Origin of the sequence: Paenibacillus sp. GYB006 (assembly GCF_036577645.1) — a bacterium.
Taxonomy (GTDB): domain Bacteria; phylum Bacillota; class Bacilli; order Paenibacillales; family Paenibacillaceae; genus Paenibacillus.
Map to the genome: position 1 here is coordinate 172,193 of NZ_JARBDA010000001.1, position 22,108 is coordinate 194,300.

Consider the following 22,108-nt stretch of genomic DNA (forward strand, 5'->3'; position numbering starts at 1 on the left):
CTTAGGATGCCGTTTATAAATAGACTGGGAACACGGGGGCAGCGAATTGCCTGGGGAGTAGTGCTGATTCTGATGAGTCTGGCGCCGCTCGTCTCCACGGAATTTCGGTTAAGCTTACTTGCGAAATTTCTTGCTTTAGCGATTCTTGCCATTGGCCTTGATCTGATCTGGGGGTATGGAGGAGTGCTAAGTCTAGGACACGGAGTATTTTTTGGGCTTGGCGCATATGCCATGGCGATGTATCTAAAATTACAAGCCAGCGGGTCGGCACTGCCTGATTTCATGGTATGGAATAGTGTGACGGAACTTCCCTGGTTTTGGGCGATTTTTCGATCTTTCCCTGCTGCGTTTCTACTTGGAATCTTATTGCCCGGATTACTCGCTTTCTTGCTTGGATTGTTCACCTTTCGAAACCGGATTACCGGTGTATATTTCACCATATTAACGCAGGCGCTAGTCATGATCATGGTAACGCTGTTTGTAGGGAAGCAGGAATGGACAGGAGGAACCAATGGGTTAACCGGATACCATCACATTTTTGGGATGGAGCTTCATCGTCCATCAACGACCATTATCCTTTATTATGTAACGCTTCTGATTCTAGTCTTGTCTTATGTGCTCTGCAAAAGAGTGGTGCGCAGCAGGTTTGGTCAAGTGCTCGAAGCCGCCAGAGATGGTGAGAATCGAGTTCGATTTCTCGGATATGATCCTGCATGGTACAAAACAATGGCGTTTACCTTGTCCGGTGCGCTTGCTGGACTTGCGGGGATGCTGTTTGTTCTTCAGGTTGGCATCATCTCTCCTTCGATGATGGGGATTGTTCCCTCCATTGAAATGGTGTTATGGGTTGCGCTTGGCGGCCGGGGAACGCTGGTTGGAGCTATGATCGGGGCTGTAGTGCTGAACGCTGCAAAAACAGGAATTAGCGAAGCGTATCCAGAAGGATGGCTTTTCGTTATGGGTGGTCTATTTGTAGCTATCGTATTATTCATGCCTAAAGGCCTTGTTGGTGTATATCACAGTGTAACTGGCATGTGGGTCCGAAAAGGAGGTGCGCTAGATGGTCAGTCCGTCCGTAAACGTAAGCATAAGCAAGCAACTTCCTAACGAAAAGATCGTGCTCACGGTTCAAGATATCACGGTTTCTTTCTTTGGATTTGTAGCAGTACGTAATATGAATTTATCCTTAAAACAGCGAGAACTTCATTTCTTAATCGGTCCAAATGGAGCGGGAAAAACAACCATGCTTGATGTGATCTGCGGAAAAACCAAACCTGTATCAGGCCAGGTTCTTCTTCCGGATGGTACGGATCTTATTTCTAAGAGAGAACATCAGGTCGCAAGACTCGGTATTGGCCGTAAGTTTCAAGCGCCTTCTGTATTTGGAGGGTTGACTGTGCGTGAGAATTTAGAGATCGCACAGAATCCTAACAAAAATGTGTTTTCCGCGCTGCGTAAACGGCGAGGGGGTTGCCTGTCGAAGGGAATGAAAGAAGTAGTAGAACAGATTGGTCTAGGACATCGCTTGAATCTTAAGGCGGGCTCTTTGTCCCATGGAGAAAAGCAGTGGCTTGAGATTGGAATGCTTTTACTTCAAAACCCTGAGGTGTTGTTACTCGATGAACCTGTTGCAGGAATGACAGATGAAGAGACAAATAAGACGGGGGTGCTGTTGACAGAAATTGCAAAAGAGCGATCTGTAGTTGTGGTGGAACATGATATGGAATTTGTTAGACAGTATGCGCAGAAGGTCACTGTAATGCATGAAGGAACACTGCTCACCGAAGGGACGATGGAAGAGGTTCAGCAGAATCCAGTAGTTGCCGAAGTGTATTTGGGCAAAAGGAGGAAGAATGATGCTGTTGTTGAAGGGGGTTGAATCCGGGTACGGGGAAAGTGTGGTGCTTCGTCAGGTGCGCCTCGATATAAAACCAGGCCAGGTTGTGTGTTTAATGGGTCGCAACGGGGTAGGGAAATCAACACTGCTGCGAACACTAATGGGTATATTAAAGGTTCGTAAAGGCAGTATTCATTGGGATGGAAAAGAAGTGACAAAGTGGGATTCGGCCAAACGTGCTCGGGTTGGAATTGGCTATGTCCCTCAGGGAAGAGATGTCTTTCCGCAGATGAGTGTCAGAGAAAATCTGTTGCTTGGACTTGAAACGGCTCCTAAGGGAACGAAAGTAATTCCAGCAGATGTGCTCGAAATGTTTCCTGTGCTGAAGACGATGATGAATAGACAGGGCGGCGATCTGAGCGGTGGTCAACAGCAGCAACTTGCCTTCGCCAGGGCGCTTGCTACAAGGCCGCGATTATTATTGCTTGATGAACCGACAGAAGGGATTCAGCCGTCTATTGTAGATGACATCCGTGATGTTATCATTCAGATTAAGAATCAGGGGAATACAGCAATTTTACTTGTGGAACAAAGCGAAGAATTCGTTCGAAGTGTGGCGGATTATATCTATGTGATGGATAAAGGCGCTATTGCCATGCATGGGAAGCCGGAAGAACTTGAGCTTGCCAGCTTCGAACATTATCTGACAGTTTAACGAATAAACGTTAATTAGGTACTCTATCCTGCGCTTCTCTAAGCAGCTCTTCTTTGATCATTCGAACAAAGAAGAGCTGCTTATTTAGGCTTCGTCTAGAAAATGAGAATACTGGGGGTACACTCTTCTTATACAATCAGGACAAATATCATGTGTAAACTCGGCGTGTGTATTTTTTTCTACAAAACTCTCGACAGGATTCCATTCATCCTCTTCGTCTCGAATTCGTTTACATACAGCGCAAATGGGCAGCATACCCCGAAGGGTTTTGATCTGGGAGGAAGCGTGGCTGAGATGGGTTTCCAGTGTTTTAAAAGGAGTGATGTCATAATACGAAATGACGAGACCGACAAAATCGGGCTGAAGAGAAGTTTTGTATGGGGAAGCTTCTAACTGAAACCATGTATACCCTTGATCTGTAAGGGTACTTATTTCGCAGGCATAACCGGTTGTATGTCGTTCCAATACTTTTTGCAGATGAAGAATAATGAGCTGTATATTGTGTATGCAGGTTCCTGGAATTTCACTAAGGACCCTGTAATAATTCATCTTTAAATAGCTCTCTGCAGGATAGGGAAGAAGCTCAGAAATTTTGGTGAGCCATGTTTGATTGTATGAAGAAATGAGTCCTTCTTCATTAATTATTACAGTCGCAGAACGAAATTGATCGTAGGAATCTTCGAGTGTAAGCGGGTTTGCTTCAGACAATGGCCGTCTCTCCCTATTAAATATTTCGTTCTTAAAAAATGAATAAAGAAGGATTTGTCTTCTTTGTATTTCTATAAAAGTATAGTTATATTATATACGTTGTTACGTCATCTAACAATGATGAATAACTTACATACGTCTTTCTTTTCCGACAATATCGTCGATAGATGATGAAAAACACGCCGAAATGGATAATCGGCGTGTTTTAAGGGGAGGAAGAGGGTGTTTAATACGAGGAGAGTTTTGATGGAGTTCTGGATGCCTTAGTGCCTTCTTCAGGAAAAGGAAAGTTAGGAAGAAAGGGTTGGATGGTGAAACGGGAGGGGTGAAATACAGAGGTGTCAGACAGATCTATTTTGTTCCATTCCTGATCTAAATGTTCTCCTAATGTTCTATATAGTTGTTCAAGTTCGTTTGGTTTCAAAGAAAGGAGTTGTCTTGCGTGAAGGAAGCACACGTTCTTGGCAGCGTGGAGATAGCTAGATACGGCGTTTAAGAGGGGGACGCCAATCTCGTAATTAATCCAAGCATGTACGACAGGCAAAGAGATGACAGTGCCGTACTGTTCGGCGGCTGTTTCAAGTGGAGAAAAGTCCATCCATGGATGCAATGCTTTGGCTAACTTGATAAGTCGTTTTCCCGATGCTCTTGGTGAATTCCGCTGTTCTGCAGGAGAGTGTTGAACATGAAGCGTCTTATCGATAAGTGCTATTCTCCGGTAATCTTGCTTAGCAGCAGCGCTGTATGTTCCTTTGATGGCCAGACCTTCGATTCTGATGAGATTAGGGTAAAGTTCGTGACGCATAAACGTATCCAGATCCTGCGTAGTACAGACCATTCCTCTCTCAATCTTTGACTTAAGTCCGAAAGAGTGAGAAAACCCTCCTACCTGAAGTGAGGAATCAAGCAATTTTACATAATCGAGCAGCTTATTTCCTCGGTTCATTCCGTTCGCCTCCCTGAATTATGGTGATGATGGAATTTATAAAAAGCGGAGATTGATTATTATGTTATATCAATGTTATGTTTGTGAAATTTCCGTTCTATTTGATACCTATTCTTACATATAAAAACTGGTAAAGTCAACATAAATCTCTATATTTATAATTATACGTTATGTAAATTAACGTCAACTTAACGTAAAATGAGTGTTTGATTCCTTGTTTTATGTTTTTGTCATGTAAAAAAAAGGAAATTAAATTTTTTTTGGTTTTTGTCTTTACATGATATAGGTTTATGTGTATAATATATTTTGTTGGCACGAAAACGTTGCTGATGAACAAGATACGCGGTCGTGGTGGAATGGCAGACACGCTACCTTGAGGGGGTAGTGGGTGTATACCCGTGGAGGTTCGAGTCCTCTCGACCGCATCAGACAGAAAGAGACCTGAAGTTATAACTTCAAGGTCTCTTTTTTTTGTGCTCTTATCCCTTAACGTGATAAGAGCTTTGTGATATCAGCTTCAATTTTGTCCGGGGTCGTCTGCGGACTGTATCTTTTTACAATGTGTCCTTCTTGATCCACAAGAAATTTAGTGAAGTTCCATTTGATCGCTTTCGATCCTAGAATACCAGGTGCCGTGGTCGTTAGATATTTGAAGAGGGGATGAGCATCTTCTCCGTTCACATTTACTTTCTCAAACATAGGGAAACTGACACCGTAATTCATCTGGCAAAATTCAGCGATATCATCACTTGTCCCTGGTTCTTGACTCGCGAATTGATTACTTGGAAAACCGAGTACTTCAAAAGACTGCTGATTAAATTTATCATAGAGTTCTTGTAATCCTTTGAACTGCGGTGATAATCCGCATTTGCTGGCGGTATTAACGATAAGCATAACCTTACCTTTATAAGCTGACATATGAAGTTCCTGCCCTTTCAGGGTATTAACATTGAAATCATAAATGGACATAGATTGACCCACCGCCTCGTCTTTTTCTTCTTATTATAAGAGAATAGATAAGGGGTTTACAATATTTTCTACAATTAAATTTTAAACAATTAATAAAGGGGGTTGAACAATGTGAGGCAAGTATATATCTTGTCTTCTTAAGGTTTAAACAAAATATATGTAATACTGAGATACAAAGAGATTAGAGGATATGGAAGCCTTATTGTTTCGTTTTTTGGGTGAATTTAGGGGGATATGGCGTAATATTGACTGAAGTGAGCTCTAGAATACCTTTACACCGTTCTGCTTCGGGTGTATGATTCATATCGTAAATCTTGAGCACAAAGAAAGACGAGTTACATTTTATAAAACAATAGAAATTCTCATTACTATGCTTGCTGAATTTTCGTCTTGATGTATTCAAACGAAAAACGGGGGAACCAATGATAGCAGGGCTGCTTGGATCGGTGTAAAAGTTGGTTCTAGGAACTTTGTTGGGGTGAATCTTTATTCGTCGAATGACAGTGCCATTCGATGTGTAAGGAAGGGCGACTCTCATCGTCCGAATCCGACAGCTAACCTCGTAAGCTAATAACTTGAGAGAGGAATGATGAATCTTGTGATCGTTTATCGACCGCAGGGGCGCTAACCCTCTGTGGTTTTTTATTGTTTTCTACGCTGAATTTTTAGATTCATCTATTTATTTTCGGGTGGATCTTTTATAAAAACGGGGGAACCAAACGGGAATGAACAGTCGAAAGATTGTTTATTCCAAGGGGTGAATTTCCGGGTCGTCAGGCCGGGAATAGGGCAACTCTCTCTTGTCCGAATCCGGCAGCTAACCTCGTAAGCGTATATAGGGAGAGGCAGCAGAACCGTGAGCACCCGAGAGGGTAATCGGGAATTTTCGTAATTCCTTATATTCCTATTCGGGTGGGAGAGCGCCGGCATGCCTTCAGATGTACATGGTGTTCTTTTTTTGTTGTCTTTTCAATCATAGGGAGGCTTACACAATGAATAATGAAATCATTTTGGTTACTGCACCTAATGAAGCAGCTCGAAATTTTATTCGGTTACTAATGTACAAAAAGCTGTCCTTTGCCGTTCTCACGAATAGCGCACAGGAAGAAAAAAAGGTTAGAAGGCTTGGAGTGCAGCATATTATCCGTATGGATACTGCGTTTGCTCATAAATGGGCGTTGCCCGATGCAACAGTAGGACGGATATTTTTGTTTGAGAACAGCATGAATTTAACCTGTCGCTTTCTGCAAATATGCAGACCATGGACACAAAAACCGATAACGATCATTACTCAACAGAATCATCCTCGGGGTGTATACCGGGGGATGGGAGCGAATCATATCATTTTCACCATCAAGGGTGAAGTCGGATTCTTGTTGAACGAAGAACGAGCTGCTGTTAATTAGAATGTTTTTCGCCATGAAATGATAAATGTAGAAGTGGTTTTACATCTATTGATGTAGTAGGGTAGGTATTCTTACTATGATTGCGGAACAAATCTTGCATTGCTATAATGGTCAAATAAGATACACGTAGTGTGAGACTCATGATCATCATGGGTCTTTTTTATATGGAAGATCATTGTAACTTGAAAGGTTGAGACAATAGATGGGAATGTGGTCTGACGTAAAGTGGCTTTTTTTTGATGTAGGGGACACGCTTGTCGATGAATGGATACCGGTGGACCATATTATGAATCAGTTTGTTGAGCGTGCTGCAGATCGAGGTTATTCCATTACGATTCAGGATGTGAGGGAGAAGTTTATTGAAAGTTACTCTAATTTTATTGATTCTCCCATGCAGTATGCAATCTCTCAGTTGATTGAGAAGGAAGAGGACAAGGCTTATATTCGGCCTAGGCTGAAATTCCGTAAAGAACTGGAGACTCCTTACCCAGAAGCTAAAAAAATTCTTGCTCAGCTCGGTGAATATTACCGAATTGGGGTTATTGCGAATCAGAGTCCAGGTACGGCTGAACGGCTTCATCAATATGGTTTTAGTTCTTATGTTGATGTTATCGCTTGTTCTGCAGAACAAGGATTAGCTAAACCGGACGTGAGACTGTATGAATATGCTTTGCAAAAAGCAGGATGCGCTCCTTCGGAAGCAGTTATGATTGGGGATCGGATTGATAATGATATTGTTCCTGCTAAATTACTTGGAATGAAAACCATCCGTATTTTACAAGGGTATGGAAGATATCAACCCTCTACAGGTGCAGGTGATACGCCGGATTGTACCATATCCAGTTTGGATGAATTAATAGCACTGCTCTTATAATCTTGGCTTGAAAAAGAGCGAAAAAAATAGTCTGCACAGTAGAATTACTACGATGCAGACTTTTTTTTATACTCAGAAAAGGGTTAATGCGAGCAGACATATATTTAAGATGACAATGATTCCTGCAATGGTCCAAGATAAGATGCTTAGCCATTTTTTGTTGACGAATTCACCCATCATTTTTTTACTGCTTGTAAACATGACAAGCGGAATGACGGCAAAAGGAAGCTGCAGTGATAAAATGACTTGGCTCAGAATCAGCAGATCGGTGGTACCTTTCTCACCTGCAATCGCCGTAACAATGACAGCAGGGATAATGGCAATCAGCCGGGTCGCAAGTCGTCTTAGCCATGCAGGCAATCTGATATTAAGGAAACCCTCCATTACAATCTGACCGGACAGTGTACCGGTAAGGGTTGAGTTTTGCCCTGAAGCGAGCAGTGCAATCCCGAATAAAATACTGGCTACCGTTGTTCCGAGAAGCGGGGTAAGCAGATGATATGCATCTGTTATATCTGCTACATTAAACATGCCTGCTTGGTGAAACGCTGCTGCGGAGACCACGAGGATCGCGCCATTGATAAACATGGCAATGGTCAGGGCGATCGTCGAGTCAATCGTCGTATAATGGATCGCTTCTTTTTTGGCTTTAACTGTATTTTCAATCTTGCGTGACTTCACGATAGAAGAATGAAGATATAGATTATGCGGCATTACTGTTGCGCCGAGGATACCGATTGCTATATAGAGCATTTCAGGATTACGCAGCACTTCGGCATCGGGAACGAGACCTTGCATGATACCGGAACTGCTGGGATGCGCCATAAACAAATCAATCCCAAAACAAATCGCGATGGTACCCATTAAGACGATGACGATACTTTCTAAAGTCCGAACTCCTTTATTCTGAAGGAGTAGAATCAGCAGAACATCGACTGCTGTAATAATAACCCCATACAGAATGGGGATGCCAAACAACAAATTAAGTGCAATGGCTGAACCAATGACTTCTGCAAGATCCGTAGCTGCAATGGCTAGTTCTGCGAGAACCCAAAGCACAACAACAACGGCGGGATTAAAACGGTCACGACATGCCTCAGCAAGGTCTTTACCTGTAACAAGTCCCAGCTTGCCTGAAAGCGTCTGGAGTACAACGGCCATGAGATTAGACAGGACGATGACAAACAGCAGGCGATACCCGAACTGGGATCCACCGGCGATATCTGTTGCCCAGTTCCCTGGGTCCATGTAACCAACCGCAACAAGGAAGCCGGGTCCGGTAAAAGCGAGTAGCTTACGAAACCAGGATGCGTCTGTAGGCACCGTAAGAGAACCCGTATAACTTCCACCTCCAGTTTCTCCTCCCGATAAAGAATACATTGAATTTTGTTTTTGTTTTTTAGAAAAACTCATAAGATGTCACCTGTTTCTATTGGAAATGAAAATTACAAATGAAAATCTGATTTTTTTCAGAAAATATATCTTGTGTTTACAAAATATATTGTACTACTTCAATTTTATTTGTCTAGTGCAACATTTATGCGCGGGTGAAATAAATGAAAAATGCGGGATGTGTTCATTTATACATATAAACTAAAATCAATTGAATAACTCATTAAAACGATAAATTTGTAACGATACATAGACAAATAGAAGCGTTTTGATCCACAAAAAAAACAAGCAAAGGATAGGAATGCTAACTTTGCTTGCTAAAGTATCTTCTATAGATATGGAATTAGGGTGAATCTTCATCCTAATTGTGGATAAACTTCAGACCACATGACATCCATAATTCCTTGAATATTATTTTCCTCGCTATTGATCGCGATCACCGCTTCTTTATCAGGTATGATGACAAGCAGCTGACCGAAAGCTCCATCTGCACGATATGCCTCGTGAGTACACATCCAGAACTGACAGCCGTATCCGACTCCCCAGTCTCCTTCAGCAGGGGTGTTTATATGTTTGCGGGTAGCATAAGTGATCCAAGACTCTGGGATTAATTGTTCATCATTCCATTTTCCTTTGTTCAATAGCAGCTGACCGAACCGTACCAATTCTTCAGTGCTGATTCTAAGTCCAGTACAACCAAGTGTAACGCCAAGCCGTGAACTATCCCACTTCACGTCGTAAATCCCGAGCGGAGTAAATAGCCGAGGAACCAAATAATCCCGAACCGTTTCACCCACTGCCGCTTGCACAAGAGCAGATATCATAAAAGTATCTCCGCTGCTGTATGTAAATTGTTCTCCCGGTGCACGGTCTAAAGGTAAGGAGAGATAATGCTTCGCCCAGTCTTTTTCTATGAGAGAATTACGCTCTTGGGCCCACAATGGAGGGTTATCATGTCCTGTTGACATCGTCAGCAGTTCATATAATGTGATTTCTCCAGGGGAAGGGATTCTAGGGTGCATAGATTTATGAGTCGTAGAGTAAGAGAAGAATTCACTGAGTTTTGTATGGAGTGACAGCTTTCCTTCTTCTAGTGCAAGACCCACCGCCATACTGGTAAAAGATTTACTAACCGAATGCTGCAAGCGACGCTCATCTTTTGTTAAATCCCAGGCGCCAGCGGGCTTCCCGCCTTGTAGAATTCGAACAGAGCAGACATGTAGCTTGTTTTTCTTCACTTGTTGGACAAATCCCGTTAGATCAATCGTCATGACAACCTTCCTTTCCTGCCTATTTAGGTCAAGGGAGCATCAGTAACTTATTACATGGACGGAACATTTCAGATTACAGGGTTATTTTTCCGAAAATATGGTATTACAGGCGTGTAATTAAGTCAATATTAGGATATTAAACCAAAAACAACAAACAATTAGAGAGTTTAACTTCCTTAGATGTACAGATAAAGATGAATAGCACCCATAGTTCTTCTTACGACGAACATCTATAGTAGATCTATCTATACGGCGAACATCTATAGAAGATCTCTATATATAGAAGGAATACAACTAGTTGTCCTCGACTCTCAGAAAGTAGTTAACTTTATTCAATTTGTTTTATTTTCTGTGAGAAGTTTAAAAATAAATATGCACGAACATCACATCCTAACATAACAAGATAGGAAACAAGATGTTAATAACACTAAATTTACTAGGATAAGGAGCGATTAAGATGGAAGCATTGTATACAGCAAGCGCAACCGTACGCGGAGGAAGAGATGGATCTTTTGAAACATCAGATGGTGTACTTCGCCACGACTTATCTACTCCAAAAGAATTGGGCGGTGCAGGCGGGAACGCTACGAACCCAGAACAACTATTTGCAGCAGGTTATGGTGCATGTTACGAAAGCGCACTGAGCAATATTGCTCGTAAAGAAGGCGTGAAAATTAGTGATGTAGAAATCACAAGCAATGTAATGATTGGGAAGGATCCGAAAGATGACGGATTCCAACTTGCCGTTCGTCTCGATGTGAAGATCCCAGGTATAGACCGTGCGCAGGCAGAAGATTTGGCTAAGAAAGCACACGATTTCTGTCCTTATTCCAAAGCTACACGTGGTAACATCCCAGTTGAACTTAACGTCATTTAAGTGAACTAATAAAAATCATGTTTGAATAGACGATCTCTTGCGAGAGATATAAAAGAGACCTTGGTGGGTACGCCAAGGTCTCCTCTTTTGTAAGTGACTTTACGATCCAATCAAATATTGTTTCCATACAGGGGTATATTGATTTGACATCAGGGTTAAAATTCTTTAATATGACTAAGTACTAATATGTACGTGGCATGAATAAATTTGAAATCACAGGTGATTACATGTCTTATAGACCCCAGATTGTTGACTTAACAACTGCTAGCCGCAATGAAGAAGCGGGACTTTACGAATTTACAATGAAGCTTAAGGATGGAACGCTTTGTCGTGCATTTTATTCTAACAAACCAGAATGGCACATGACTAGCATTAGCCGTCTTCAGAAGACTCCATGCCCGATTTGCCGTAAAGATTTCATCTGTAAATGTATGGAAAAATTTGCAGGTGATATTCATGAGCAAATCATGAATGACCAATTGATCGAACAAGCTATCAAGTAGGAATAGCTTGTTATGATGAGCGTCCGTGAGATCACGGCGCTTTTTTTCTATATTCTTATAGTCCAGAGTGGTTAAGTTGAACTAAGGGGTGGAACCATGAAGAATGAATCTCATTGTGATATGAAACCATACATGAATCTTAATATAGTGCTTATTGACGGGGTTTGTCATTTATGTCAAGGACTCACGAAATGGATTATTAAGCGGGATGACAAGGGGGACTTTCACTTTGCTTCACTTCAATCTGAGATCGGTCAGAAACTGCTTGAACATGGTGGATTATCTCTTCATTCTATGGATACGTTTGTTTTTATAGAACAAGGGGAGTATTACACTCGTTCCACGGGCGCACTGCATATTGCGAAAAAGCTGGGGTTCCCTTATAAGCTTGCTTCCGTATTCTTGATGATTCCGGCTGCGGTTCGAGACCGGGTATATAATGTGGTGGCCCGTAATCGTTACCGCTGGTTTGGCAAAGATGAAGATAATGCTTGTATGTTACCTACTCCCGAGATCCGCAAACGATTTTTATAAATAGGATGATAAATAAAATAAGGCAGCCAGTAGTCGTAACTGTACCTCCATCTGTTAGTGAGATCTAACAAGTGAAGGCAGTTCACGATTTGGCTGCCTTATTTTAATTTTTAGGAGCTCTATAACCAGCAGCTACCGCTTCTGCTTCTGTACAAAACCAAGCCTCTGGTTGGGTTGATTTGTAGTTACGAGATGCAGTGGTGTGGTAAATTTTCTCTCCCTTAGCATTGATATTCCCTTTAATGGTACAGCTATTGTTAGGCGGAGTAGAAGAAGTACTATTTCCATTAGAAGATGCAGTTCCGCTAGTCGTGCTGTTTGAAGTAGTACTGCTGTCTTCCTGATATTCAGTAGGATGAAATCCATCCTCTTGTGCATAGTTCTCATATTTCCATATACCTAGCGATTGCTTTTTGCTTTTGTTCTGAATGGCTTCAAACTCATCCACATAACGAACGTTCGGCGGATAGATATAAGCAACCCTTGCATAACCTTTCTTAAGCAGCGATTCCTGGAGCATTACTCCATCCACATACACGTAAGCGAGCAGACGAGAGTATTTATCACGATTGGGACCGATATCAAATTCAAGTTCGATTTTCTTGGCCTTTTCTAGCACTTGCTTTGTATATTGCTTTGCTTCTTGACCAAGTGGTTGTACACCGAGCTTTGGATGGGATGTTTCTGGTGTGTCTACGAGCAGCAGGCGGACAGATTGGCTCTTGCCTTCGTACATCACTTTCAGGGTATCTCCGTCCACAGCACGATCGAGGGTAACGGGAACTCTTGGATATTTATAATCCGTGCTTGATTGATCTGGCGAATTATTTTTACTTGATGTACCGGTAGAAGTACCTGTATTTGATGTACTGCCTGTATTCGTATCAGTGATCGAATCTCCTAACTGAATCTCACCGCAGCCCGCTGTAAGAACAGTAATACTCAGGACTAGTGGAATCATCCACCGTCTCAAAAAAGACATGAAAAACACTCCATTCTAAGATGTATAGTATGTATGCGTGGACCATTCTAAGTGTACTATATTCGTAAAAGAAAGGGAACGGACGTTTGCTAAACTTGAATTGCATTCTTTGCTTTTTATAAAAGAGATACAAAGAAATGGAAATTTGCTCTTGATGCTTGTGGAAAATTATGCTAATCTAGCGTTAACTTAATCAGCACGTGACGGAAGCACCGTCCATATATCGCGAGGGAAACCTTACGGTAATGGGCGGTGCTTTTTTGCTGTGGAAGGGGAAAGGTATGATGATTGATGAATAGAGTGCTGCTAGCAAGCAGCAGTTTGGAATATGTTGAGGCGCTGCTAGATTTTATTCAGGGGAGTTCGTATTCAGCCGTATTTCAGGTGACTGCTTTTTCACAGCCGGAGGCAATGTCTAGATACATAGAGGAACTAAGTTCAACCTCTGCGCCGGACTTAGTAGTAGCGGAAGAACCATTTATTGAAAAATGGAACTCCAGTCCTTTTGCGGATAAAGTACCTGTTCTTCTATTTACAGAGCAACTTGTTTCTGAAGAAAATCAAACGAAAATTAGGAAGTATCAGCCTTTGCCCGCCATCTTAGCGAAATGGGAAGAAGTGTTGCTAAGTTCGAGCAGGCGAGAAAGAGGTAGATTCACCGGTGAACAAACATGGGTGATTGGGGTCACCTCGGCTTCCGGGGGCTGCGGAAAGACAACCGTTGCTCTCAATCTAGCTAAACAGCTCGGCCGGTCGGGTTATTCGGTATTTTATCTGAATCTAGAAACGATTGATAGTACAGAGCCATTTTTACATACATCATCAACATCATCAATAGAAAGGCAATTCGAATCAGGCGGGGATTTATTTAGTCAATTATTGTATCAGCTAAGAGCTAATAAGATATCAAATAACAGTTTTCATGGAGAGAAGAACGATAGGATCGATCTAAAGCCATATACAGTTCGGAATGAACGTATTCAAGCAGATTGTTTTATTCCGGCAAAGAATCGCAAAGAACTGCTTCAGATGAGTAAATCGGATACGAGTGAATTGATTCGTCTAATTACGGAGTCAGGTCAATACCATTTTGTTATTGCAGATCATGATTCAGTGTGGGACTTGCGTTCGGAAGCGGTGATGGAGGATTCTCAGTTGCTGGTATGGCTGCTGTCTGATGATATTCATACGATGAATAAATGCAAGGAATGGATGAAGTTTCATAGGCAGCTCGATCCAGAACAGTACGAGAATAGGATGCGAAAAACATGGTACGTGATTAATCGTTATATGGGGAATATGGTAAACGAGCTTCCGGACGAAGGGATGATTGCAGAACATTATCTGCCTTATATCCCCTCCTGGAAACAGATGCGGGAACCTGATTTACTGCTGAGCTCACCGATATATCAGAAGGAAATGAATAAGCTATGTGAAACGATTGGGGCTCTGTACAGGGAGAATACAGCATGAATGAAGCATGGTTCAAGGAATTAAGAAAGACGGTGCGTTCGGGTCTTGATGTGACTTCATCTGCGGGGGATTCGGAACTCATGGAGCACATCGAGCGCAGGGTGCTTTATCATCCCGATCTGGTACATCTGACTTCCGGAGAAAAGCAGACCTTAATTAGACGATTATACGATTCCTTTCGAGGGCTTGATGTTCTTCAGCCGCTTGTAGATAACCCGAATATTACGGAGATTATGATTAATAGTCATCACGAGATTTTTATTGAAGAACATGGTGAAGTTAAAAAGCTGCCCATCGCATTTGAATCTGCGGACCGGCTCGAAGATATTATTCAGTCGATTGTCTCGGGGGTAAACCGCATCGTTAATGAGTCTTCTCCGATCGTGGATGCGAGATTGAAAGATGGGTCACGGGTGAATATTGTTTTACCGCCTATTGCTCTGAAGGGTCCCACAATGACGATCCGTAAGTTCCCAGAGAAACCGATGAGTATGGAAGATCTAGTTCGTATGGGTGCTCTAACCGAAGAGGCAGCACAGCTGTTGCAAAAGCTCGTAAAGAGCAAATACAACATTTTTATTAGCGGTGGAACTGGATCGGGGAAAACCACTTTCCTGAATGCTTTGTCTCAATATGTTCCTAGCAGTGAGCGGATCATTACGATCGAGGATTCAGCAGAGCTGCAGATTGTTACTGTACCGAATCTTGTATCGCTCGAGACGCGTAATGCCAATACGGAAGGCAGAGGGGAAATATCAATCCGTGATCTCATTCGATCTTCTCTTCGGATGAGGCCCAATCGAATTATTGTAGGCGAGGTACGGGGGAGTGAAGCGCTGGACATGCTGCAGGCGATGAACACCGGGCATGATGGATCATTATCAACGGGACATGCGAACAGCATTGTCGATATGGTGAGTCGTTTAGAAACGATGGTGCTGAGCGGGGCTGACCTGCCCATTGTTGTCGTTAGACAGCAGATCAGTTCAGCTATCGATATATTTGTTCATTTATCAAGACTCAGAGATCGTTCGCGACGGGTTACCGAGATCAGTGAAGTGGTTGGAATGGAAGATGGGGAGGTGAGGCTGAATCGTCTATATCAGTTTCAGGAACGTGGGGAAGCAGAAGGGCGCATTGTAGGTGAACTTGTTCCGAACTCCTCTTCGCTTGTACATGTGGACAAATTGCGGGCTGCCGGTATCCGTTATCCATTTAATGAAGATAGGTAAGAGGGGGATGAAAGTGGATTTGAGCAGGAGGATTATTCAGAACACGAACCACGCACCGGCAGAGTCTAGCGGTAAACTATCTGACTATTCCGTACATTATTTAAGTTCTCGGCAAAAAATAGTATGTATGATTGTCAGCGCCATTCTTTTTTTTAGTATCGGCTACTTGTTCTATCATCACTTAATTATGAGCAGCATATTAGCCTTAGCAGCATTCTTTATCCCTAAATACTATAATCAATACCTGCTTGAGAAGAGACGATCGGCTCTCAGTCTTCACTTTAAGCAAGCACTATATTCCCTATCTTCCTCTCTTGCCGCCGGAAAGTCCGTGGAAAATGCATTTAGGGAAGCTGTACTGGATCTTCGAATGCTTGATCCGCAGGCGGATCATGATCTGATTCGAGAGTTTACGATCATCTGTACACGAATGGAATATGGTCAGCCGATTGAGGAAGCTTTATTAGATTTTGCAAATCGTGCTCATATGGAGGATATTACGAACTTCGCCGATGTATTTGTTACTTGTAAACGCACAGGCGGTGATCTGGTTGAAGTCGTAAGAAGAACTTCTTCGGTCATAGGAGAAAAATTAGATATTCAGCAAGAAATTGCAGTAACCATCTCTCAGAAAAAGTTTGAGTCCAAGGCGATGTTTGCTTCTCCCTTTGTGTTTCTGTTAGTACTGAGTGTCACGTCTCCAGACTTCCTTACACCTTTATATAGCCCAGCCGGATATCTCATTTCAAGTGTATCCATTGTCGTTTTGTTTGCTTGTTTCTTGTGGGTGAATCGTATTATGAATATTCGGGTGTAAGGGGTGAGGAATAATGATGATCCTTTGTAGTTTGATGGTTGCTTTGCTTGCCTTGTGGTGGATTCTTGCCAATCGTACAGCTAAAACAAGGTATCAGAAGCTGGATCAGGTGGAGATGACCGGACTGCGATTTCGTAAACTGCATGCTCCATTTATTGGCCTGATTGAACGATTGGATTTCACAAGGAAGTTTCCGATGTTTGTTTACCGTGTGCAGCATTCGATTCAGAGAGCCTATGGTCCTAAATATGGTCATGAGAAAATGATGTTGTTTCTTGCGGAGATGTTGGTATACAGCTGGTTGGCTCTAATTGGTGGGTCCGTATTGACACTAGGGTTAGAAGGACAACTAATGGGAATTGCCATAGGATTCATGCTTGCCATTATCATCCCCTTTGCACAGCTGAAGGACCTTCATGAAAAGGTGAAGCTGCGTGAACAGGATATTTTAATGGAACTGCCAGAATTCCTTAACAAAGTGGTCTTGCTTGTTAGCGCAGGGGAGACCGTCCAGAAGGCAATTATTCATTGTACGGAGCGTAAACAGAGTTCTGACCATCCTTTGTACATAGAACTCAGACAAATGATTGCAGAATGGAACAGTGGGTTTTCATTTCAACAAGCCTTTGAGCAGTTTAGTAAACGTTGCGGCGTTCAGGAAGTATCTATTTTTACAACGACCGTGTTGCTTAACTTTCGGCGGGGAGGCAATGATTTTGTACTCTCTTTAAGGGAGTTGTCGCGAGTATTGTGGGAGAAGAGGAAATCACTCAGCCGTACCAAAGGAGAGCAGGCTTCATCTAAGCTCGTGTTCCCAATGGTAGTTATTTTTTTAGTTATTGTAATCATGGTAGGTGCACCTTCGTTTATGACGATGAATTTATAGGAGGAAATATAAATGATAACAACAGTTAAAAACAAAATGATTCGTTTTTGGAAGGAAGAGGATGGTCTCGGTACGCTGGAGATGATTTTAATTATTGGGGTCATTATTGTGATTGGTCTTATTTTTAAAAATCAAATTACTGCGATCGTCAACAAATTACTAGATCAGGTGAACACAAAAAGTGAGCAATTTTTCAAATAGATATTATAAATTAAAAAACGACGATGGGAGCTTCACCCTAGAAGCTTCTCTCGTGTTTCCTGTCATTTTGTTTACGCTATGTTTATTAATGTTCTTTTGCGTGTTGCTGTACCAAAAATCAATGTTATCACAGTATGCTTCTGCATCTTCGGAGCGCTCAGCTTATAGCTGGGAGAACAGCCATAAGGAACCGAAGACAGGAGCATTTCCTGAGGATGAATATGATAGGTTGTACTGGAGATTGGCTGATGATCATATGCTTGGTTCGCTTTTTGGTACGTTTGGAGCAGAATCAGCTTCCTCTATATCTGTTCCAAGTGAGGTATTAGAAGGCACGCTTACATCACAAAAAATGAGTCAGACAGCTGCATCGCTTCCATCAATGTACAGCGGGACGATGGAGTATGAGAATAAATTCATGAATCGGCAGATAACAACGAAAATAGATCAATTTGTATCTTTACCCATGGTGGGTTTCTTACTTCATCGAGATCGTGAAATTCATCATTCAGGGAAAGCAACAGTGGTTGAGCCCGATGAGTTCATCCGCAATATAGAGCTGATTCGATATTATGGAGCACGATTTTCGGGGATAGGAACACCCGGTGATCCATCAGAAATTGCACAAATTCTCGGAAAGCTGACGGGGAAATAACTGTAGGATGTGGGGGAGGAACGAATTGTTTAAGAAAGGGGAATCGGAGTCTGGAGCAGTAACTATTTTTCTGGCCATGGTGCTTGCGGTCATCTTCATGTTTGTTGCTGTATTTATAGATTATGCAAGAATTGGAGCTATGAAAGTTCAGACAGAGAGGTTATCTCATGCTGCTGTTCGTTCTGTAATGTCCTCCTACATGCCGGAACTCCAGCAAAGATATGGGTTGTTTGCTCACAGCGGTGAACAAGGAGATTTCATCATGTCTAAAGTGCTCAATGATAGTACAAAGCCCATTCCTCATCGAGATGGACTCGCCATTATTCCTATGCAACTGGATAGTTCAGGTCTTGTATTTGAACGTGAACTGGGCAGGTATGATCACTTTAATCAACAGATTCAGGAAGAGATGAAATATAAAGCACCGATTGATTTTTTATATGATGCGGTAACTAGATTTAAACCGCTCTCAGAGGATCTAAAGCAAGCGGCTCATAGTGTAGACGTTCTGCGGAAGTTACAGAAACTATATGACAAGCGTGAAAAATCGCTTGAGCAGGCGATTAAAAAGAGAAGAGAAGCTGCGAAAACGGCAGAGATGGTTGCAAAGCTGGTTATGGATCCTCCAAGCAGCTACTTCAGTGATAGCCCAATGGGTGGAAACATTCGCTCGTTAGCGGATGGAGCATCAAGGTACTCTGATTATTACTCTAAATATACGGAAGATGAAGCAAGAGAGCCTCTCCTTAGAATATATGGTACGGAGCTAAGCGAGTATCGAATGGACCTCACAGGAGTATTGTTTCGCCTCGGAAAAGCGAGAACAGAAGCAGCAAGCACACACAAGCAGAAGATTGAAGAGGCAAATGATCTGATTGAAGAAGCGAAACAACTGAATGAGCAAATGAAACAGGTCATTAAAGATGGTGAGGCGAGAGCCGCTAATCAGGCATATGACAAAGTGGGTCAAGCAAACACACCAGGCAAGGGAGTATCATCATCTGGAAATGTAAATGGGGCCGAATTACGTAAGAAGACAGAAGAACTAGTGCGGAAAGATACGGAGTTTGCCGCTTTTACTAATAGCCAGAATCAACAATTAACAGACTATACATATGCACAGCAAAAAGTAATGGCTGCTGAAAGTTCACTTCGCAACCTAACAGACGGTGATTCCTATCAAAAAAGAAATGCAGTTCTTTCCGCGAATAAGGAAATTCAGCAATACATGGACCGCTACGTAAAATCTAGCAGCAGTAATGTAATAGATCAGTCTGCCCAGCAGATTGACGATTATAGAGCAGCTGATAAAGAAAGAGCAAAGGTGGACAAGCAGTCACAGCAAAAACTGAATGAAGCTCAAAATAAAATCAAGTTATTAGTGGCTACGGCGGGTCTAGAAGAAAGTTCAAAACAGTTTAATGAACTGAAAACCTATTTTAATGAAAGTATATCCTTTAACAAGACGAGTAGTGAAGAATCGGTTAGCTCAGAAATGTCTGACGACCCCTATGATGCGGGTGGAGATGCAATGACGAACATGGATCAAATGTTTGGAGGTATGTCCGGGTTTATTGATGTTTTGGGTGATGAGCTGTTTCAGAATGAATATGCAATGCATTATTTTTCATCCGTTGATCTTTCGATGTTATCAGGCAGCAAGACGAACACGAGTACGCTTGAACCGGAATCGTTTTTTCTCCCAGAAAGTCAGGAACTGGAGTATATCATTTATGGGTTTCATAATCCTTATGGGAATATTACAGCCGCCTATGGCGAAGTGTTTACAATAAGGCTTGCGATTAGGACGATGGAGGGGCTTGTTGAGAGCAGTAAGCTTGGTAATCCACTGCTTATTCTTTCAAAAGCGATTCTGTATGGACTCGAGCATGCACTTGCTGATATGAATTCTCTTGCTGATGACGGAAAAGTAGAATTGTCCAAATATGCCAAGCAGATATCGGTAACCTACCGTGATCATTTACGCTTTTTCTTGCTTGCGCACAGTAATAACGAGAAAAAGATGTCCCGAATGATGGCGTTGATTCGTTTGAACACGGATATAGATCTGTTGAAGTCATATACCTATGCATCAGGACAGACAGGAATGAAGATGAAATTATGGTTTTTACCTGGAATAACCAAAATGTTAGGGACTATATCAGGAAGTGCTGATCGTGTAGAGAATGGTAGTGTTTATATCACGATTCAGTCGGATTACTCCTACTAGATTATCCAGTTCATATTAATAGGGGCTAATAAAACTATGAAAATCCAGAAGAAACGGAATAGAAGAAGTAGAAAGATAAGCGGCAGTCTGAGGTCAGACAAAGGGAGTATAGTACTCGATGCTTCTCTTGTCATGCCGATCTTTCTCTTTTTTATCGTCTTTCTTATTTATTTTGTCCAGATGACGTTATTTGTAACGGCCCTGCAAACCGCTGCCTCAGAAACAGCGAAAAAAATCTCTGCACATATGTATCCTGTAGTGCTTGCAGTTGATGCGGCAGGCTCAATAGATTCAGGATTAAATGGTATCGAGATTCCTGGAACGGGGGAGGGAGGGGTTTTTCCGATCCCTGAACTGTCTTTGACTGATTTAGTTGCCAAATATGCTTCTGCTCTGCCCGAACCGATTGGTGAGTGGGCTTCTATGGCAGCAGCTAGCGGAGAAGCACCACTGCAGCATCTGCAAAGTTCAGTTTCGGAAGCCGTACTAGACCCGGTAATTAAGCCGCTACTCTCTCCGGTAATCGAGAATACTGTACTTGAATATGACCGGATTCACGTTAACGGCATCGACTTACCGAACCTGAAAGAAAAAACAAACCCTTACTTCGGGATCGAGCTAACTTATGAGATGCCGCTCAAAGTTCCTTTTACAAAGAAAAGCATTCGAATTCAGGCCAGCAGCAAAGAGCGGATCTGGATTGGAGCTACAAACGAGGGAGCCTCAGAAGGAGACGGAACCACCGCTGCGAAGGGAAATGTAGCTCTGTTATCCAAACCGGAACCTGCCTATATTGCGAGACAGGCTACCATCAGGGCGAAGATTACTCCGGGTGCTTCGGCAAATTTGTCGGTATTTTATAAAACAGGAGAAAGCACGGCCAAACATGTAGGATGGGCTACGGCCGATGAGAATGGTGATGTGGAGTGGACGTGGTTTGTCGGCACAAGAACGACACCGGGAAGGTGGCCTTTTGTCATTGAAACAAGTGATGGAGCTAGGTTAGAAGTGATGTTTGAGGTTGCTTCAAAGACGTGAAGGAAGTGAATGTGATGGAACTTGTTTATTACGGATGTGGAATTTTTGTGGTAGCCGCATTTATTACAGATGTTAGATCCATGCGAATTCCTAACCTGTTATCTTTGTCCGCTATCATTAGCGGGCTGATCGTGCATTTATGTATAGGTGGTTTTCAAGGTTTGCTTGCGAGTATCAGCGGATTTGGTACTGGATTTGGAATTATGTTTGTGCTTTATCTTGCTGGAGCTGTAGGGGCGGGTGATGTGAAAATCTTTGGCGGAATTGGGGCTTGGACCGGGGTCTTGTTTACGGTTCAAGCAATGGTGTACTCCATTCTCATTGCAGGCGTTATTGGTTTGATTATTTTATTATGGAAAAAACAACTGGTTCAACGATTGGGTAAGCTCATTCTATATATTTTTGGCCGGGTAATTCCAGGTATCGGATTAATCAGTTCAGTGCATAGTTACAGCCCTCTGAAGGAAGGACTTCGGTTTCCGTTTATGATTGCTGTGTTGCCGGGGTTTATAAGCGCATGCGGGATTTATTTATTATAAAATATGGTCTTATTATACATGGA

Annotated in this window: 23 protein-coding genes, 1 tRNA gene and 2 riboswitches; of the genes, 18 read left to right on the top strand and 6 right to left on the bottom strand. The window is 42.4% G+C overall.

All coding sequences use genetic code 11. From position 1 onward, the window contains the following. The first annotated feature begins 6 nt into the window (after positions 1-6). Genes urtC through urtE form a run of 3 tightly spaced genes read left to right on the top strand, consistent with a single transcriptional unit; the run spans position 7 to position 2,552 of the window. Positions 7-1,107, top strand: a complete 1,101-nt coding sequence (urtC, locus tag PV403_RS00810; protein WP_332083302.1) for an urea ABC transporter permease subunit UrtC — start codon at positions 7-9, stop codon at positions 1,105-1,107. Beyond that, positions 1,061-1,879, top strand: coding sequence for an urea ABC transporter ATP-binding protein UrtD (urtD, locus tag PV403_RS00815; protein ID WP_332083303.1), 819 nt, complete (start codon positions 1,061-1,063; stop codon positions 1,877-1,879). Before urtC ends, urtD begins: the two co-directional genes overlap by 47 nt. Further along, entirely contained in the window at positions 1,857-2,552 is a 696-nt protein-coding gene (gene urtE / locus PV403_RS00820) for an urea ABC transporter ATP-binding subunit UrtE (RefSeq protein ID WP_332083304.1), read from the top strand. Before urtD ends, urtE begins: the two co-directional genes overlap by 23 nt. A gap of 84 nt (positions 2,553-2,636) precedes the next feature. On the opposite strand, the gene PV403_RS00825 is transcribed toward urtE, so the two are convergent. After that, entirely contained in the window at positions 2,637-3,260 is a 624-nt protein-coding gene (locus PV403_RS00825; RefSeq protein WP_213533504.1) for a hypothetical protein, read from the bottom strand. Positions 3,261-3,486: 226 nt separating this feature from the next. Further along, positions 3,487-4,206: an urease accessory protein UreF gene (locus PV403_RS00830; RefSeq protein ID WP_332083305.1), complete on the bottom strand. Its 720-nt coding sequence runs from the start codon at positions 4,204-4,206 to the stop codon at positions 3,487-3,489. 342 nt (positions 4,207-4,548) lie between these two features. Here PV403_RS00830 and PV403_RS00835 point away from each other — a divergent pair. Further along, positions 4,549-4,631: transfer RNA gene (locus tag PV403_RS00835), tRNA-Leu, on the top strand. 61 nt (positions 4,632-4,692) lie between these two features. On the opposite strand, the gene PV403_RS00840 is transcribed toward PV403_RS00835, so the two are convergent. Continuing rightward, positions 4,693-5,175: a glutathione peroxidase gene (locus PV403_RS00840; RefSeq protein ID WP_332083306.1), complete on the bottom strand. Its 483-nt coding sequence runs from the start codon at positions 5,173-5,175 to the stop codon at positions 4,693-4,695. A 365-nt stretch (positions 5,176-5,540) separates the two neighbouring features. Beyond that, positions 5,541-5,760: riboswitch (cyclic di-AMP (ydaO/yuaA leader) on the top strand. Between the two features lie 92 nt (positions 5,761-5,852). Further along, positions 5,853-6,023: riboswitch (cyclic di-AMP (ydaO/yuaA leader) on the top strand. Between the two features lie 144 nt (positions 6,024-6,167). On the opposite strand from PV403_RS00840, the gene PV403_RS00845 reads away from it, so the two are divergent. Next, the gene (locus PV403_RS00845) at positions 6,168-6,581 is read left to right on the top strand and encodes a hypothetical protein (RefSeq protein WP_332083307.1); all 414 of its coding nucleotides are present in this window, start codon (positions 6,168-6,170) and stop codon (positions 6,579-6,581) included. Between the two features lie 202 nt (positions 6,582-6,783). Then, on the top strand, positions 6,784-7,455 hold the full coding sequence (locus PV403_RS00850; RefSeq protein WP_332083308.1) for an HAD family hydrolase: 672 nt from the start codon (positions 6,784-6,786) through the stop codon (positions 7,453-7,455). A 72-nt stretch (positions 7,456-7,527) separates the two neighbouring features. Here PV403_RS00850 and PV403_RS00855 read toward each other — a convergent pair whose 3' ends face one another. Together PV403_RS00855 and PV403_RS00860 are read right to left on the bottom strand one after the other, a co-directional pair. Continuing rightward, positions 7,528-8,835 (bottom strand): Nramp family divalent metal transporter, encoded by a 1,308-nt coding sequence (locus PV403_RS00855; protein ID WP_213533578.1) that lies wholly within the window; start codon positions 8,833-8,835, stop codon positions 7,528-7,530. A gap of 368 nt (positions 8,836-9,203) precedes the next feature. Continuing rightward, the gene (locus tag PV403_RS00860; protein WP_213533494.1) at positions 9,204-10,118 is read right to left on the bottom strand and encodes a serine hydrolase domain-containing protein; all 915 of its coding nucleotides are present in this window, start codon (positions 10,116-10,118) and stop codon (positions 9,204-9,206) included. 457 nt (positions 10,119-10,575) lie between these two features. On the opposite strand from PV403_RS00860, the gene PV403_RS00865 reads away from it, so the two are divergent. From PV403_RS00865 to PV403_RS00875, 3 genes are all read left to right on the top strand, one after another. Beyond that, a complete protein-coding gene (locus tag PV403_RS00865) occupies positions 10,576-10,995 on the top strand; it encodes an organic hydroperoxide resistance protein (RefSeq protein ID WP_213533492.1) in 420 nt (139 codons plus the stop codon). Positions 10,996-11,222: 227 nt separating this feature from the next. Continuing rightward, positions 11,223-11,498 (top strand): hypothetical protein, encoded by a 276-nt coding sequence (locus tag PV403_RS00870; RefSeq protein ID WP_201450687.1) that lies wholly within the window; start codon positions 11,223-11,225, stop codon positions 11,496-11,498. A gap of 96 nt (positions 11,499-11,594) precedes the next feature. Beyond that, complete coding sequence (locus PV403_RS00875; protein WP_213533490.1) at positions 11,595-12,032, top strand: thiol-disulfide oxidoreductase DCC family protein; 438 nt, start codon at positions 11,595-11,597, stop codon at positions 12,030-12,032. A 103-nt stretch (positions 12,033-12,135) separates the two neighbouring features. Here the strand turns inward: PV403_RS00875 and PV403_RS00880 are convergent, their stop codons facing one another. Next, complete coding sequence (locus tag PV403_RS00880; RefSeq protein ID WP_249717362.1) at positions 12,136-13,014, bottom strand: thermonuclease family protein; 879 nt, start codon at positions 13,012-13,014, stop codon at positions 12,136-12,138. Between the two features lie 291 nt (positions 13,015-13,305). Here PV403_RS00880 and PV403_RS00885 point away from each other — a divergent pair, with 291 nt between their 5' ends. From PV403_RS00885 to PV403_RS00925, 9 genes are read left to right on the top strand one after another with little or no spacing between them, the layout of a single operon-like run. Further along, positions 13,306-14,487 (top strand): nucleotide-binding protein, encoded by a 1,182-nt coding sequence (locus PV403_RS00885; protein ID WP_249717370.1) that lies wholly within the window; start codon positions 13,306-13,308, stop codon positions 14,485-14,487. After that, the gene (locus PV403_RS00890; protein ID WP_213533487.1) at positions 14,484-15,719 is read left to right on the top strand and encodes a CpaF family protein; all 1,236 of its coding nucleotides are present in this window, start codon (positions 14,484-14,486) and stop codon (positions 15,717-15,719) included. Before PV403_RS00885 ends, PV403_RS00890 begins: the two co-directional genes overlap by 4 nt. Positions 15,720-15,726: 7 nt before the next feature. Next, a complete protein-coding gene (locus PV403_RS00895; protein WP_249717359.1) occupies positions 15,727-16,536 on the top strand; it encodes a type II secretion system F family protein in 810 nt (269 codons plus the stop codon). Between the two features lie 13 nt (positions 16,537-16,549). Continuing rightward, a complete protein-coding gene (locus PV403_RS00900; protein WP_442951726.1) occupies positions 16,550-17,422 on the top strand; it encodes a type II secretion system F family protein in 873 nt (290 codons plus the stop codon). A gap of 12 nt (positions 17,423-17,434) precedes the next feature. Further along, positions 17,435-17,623, top strand: a complete 189-nt coding sequence (locus tag PV403_RS00905) for a Flp1 family type IVb pilin (protein ID WP_332083309.1) — start codon at positions 17,435-17,437, stop codon at positions 17,621-17,623. Beyond that, positions 17,604-18,278 carry a TadE family protein gene (locus PV403_RS00910; protein WP_332083310.1) on the top strand — a complete coding sequence of 225 codons (675 nt, stop codon included), beginning with the start codon at positions 17,604-17,606 and terminating at the stop codon, positions 18,276-18,278. The genes PV403_RS00905 and PV403_RS00910 overlap by 20 nt, the downstream gene beginning before the upstream one ends. 25 nt (positions 18,279-18,303) lie before the next feature. Next, positions 18,304-20,508, top strand: a complete 2,205-nt coding sequence (locus tag PV403_RS00915) for a hypothetical protein (RefSeq protein WP_213533481.1) — start codon at positions 18,304-18,306, stop codon at positions 20,506-20,508. Positions 20,509-20,544: 36 nt separating this feature from the next. Beyond that, complete coding sequence (locus PV403_RS00920; protein ID WP_332083311.1) at positions 20,545-21,546, top strand: TadE/TadG family type IV pilus assembly protein; 1,002 nt, start codon at positions 20,545-20,547, stop codon at positions 21,544-21,546. Further along, the gene (locus PV403_RS00925) at positions 21,543-22,085 is read left to right on the top strand and encodes an A24 family peptidase (RefSeq protein WP_249717357.1); all 543 of its coding nucleotides are present in this window, start codon (positions 21,543-21,545) and stop codon (positions 22,083-22,085) included. The genes PV403_RS00920 and PV403_RS00925 overlap by 4 nt, the downstream gene beginning before the upstream one ends. Positions 22,086-22,108: the final 23 nt, after the last annotated feature.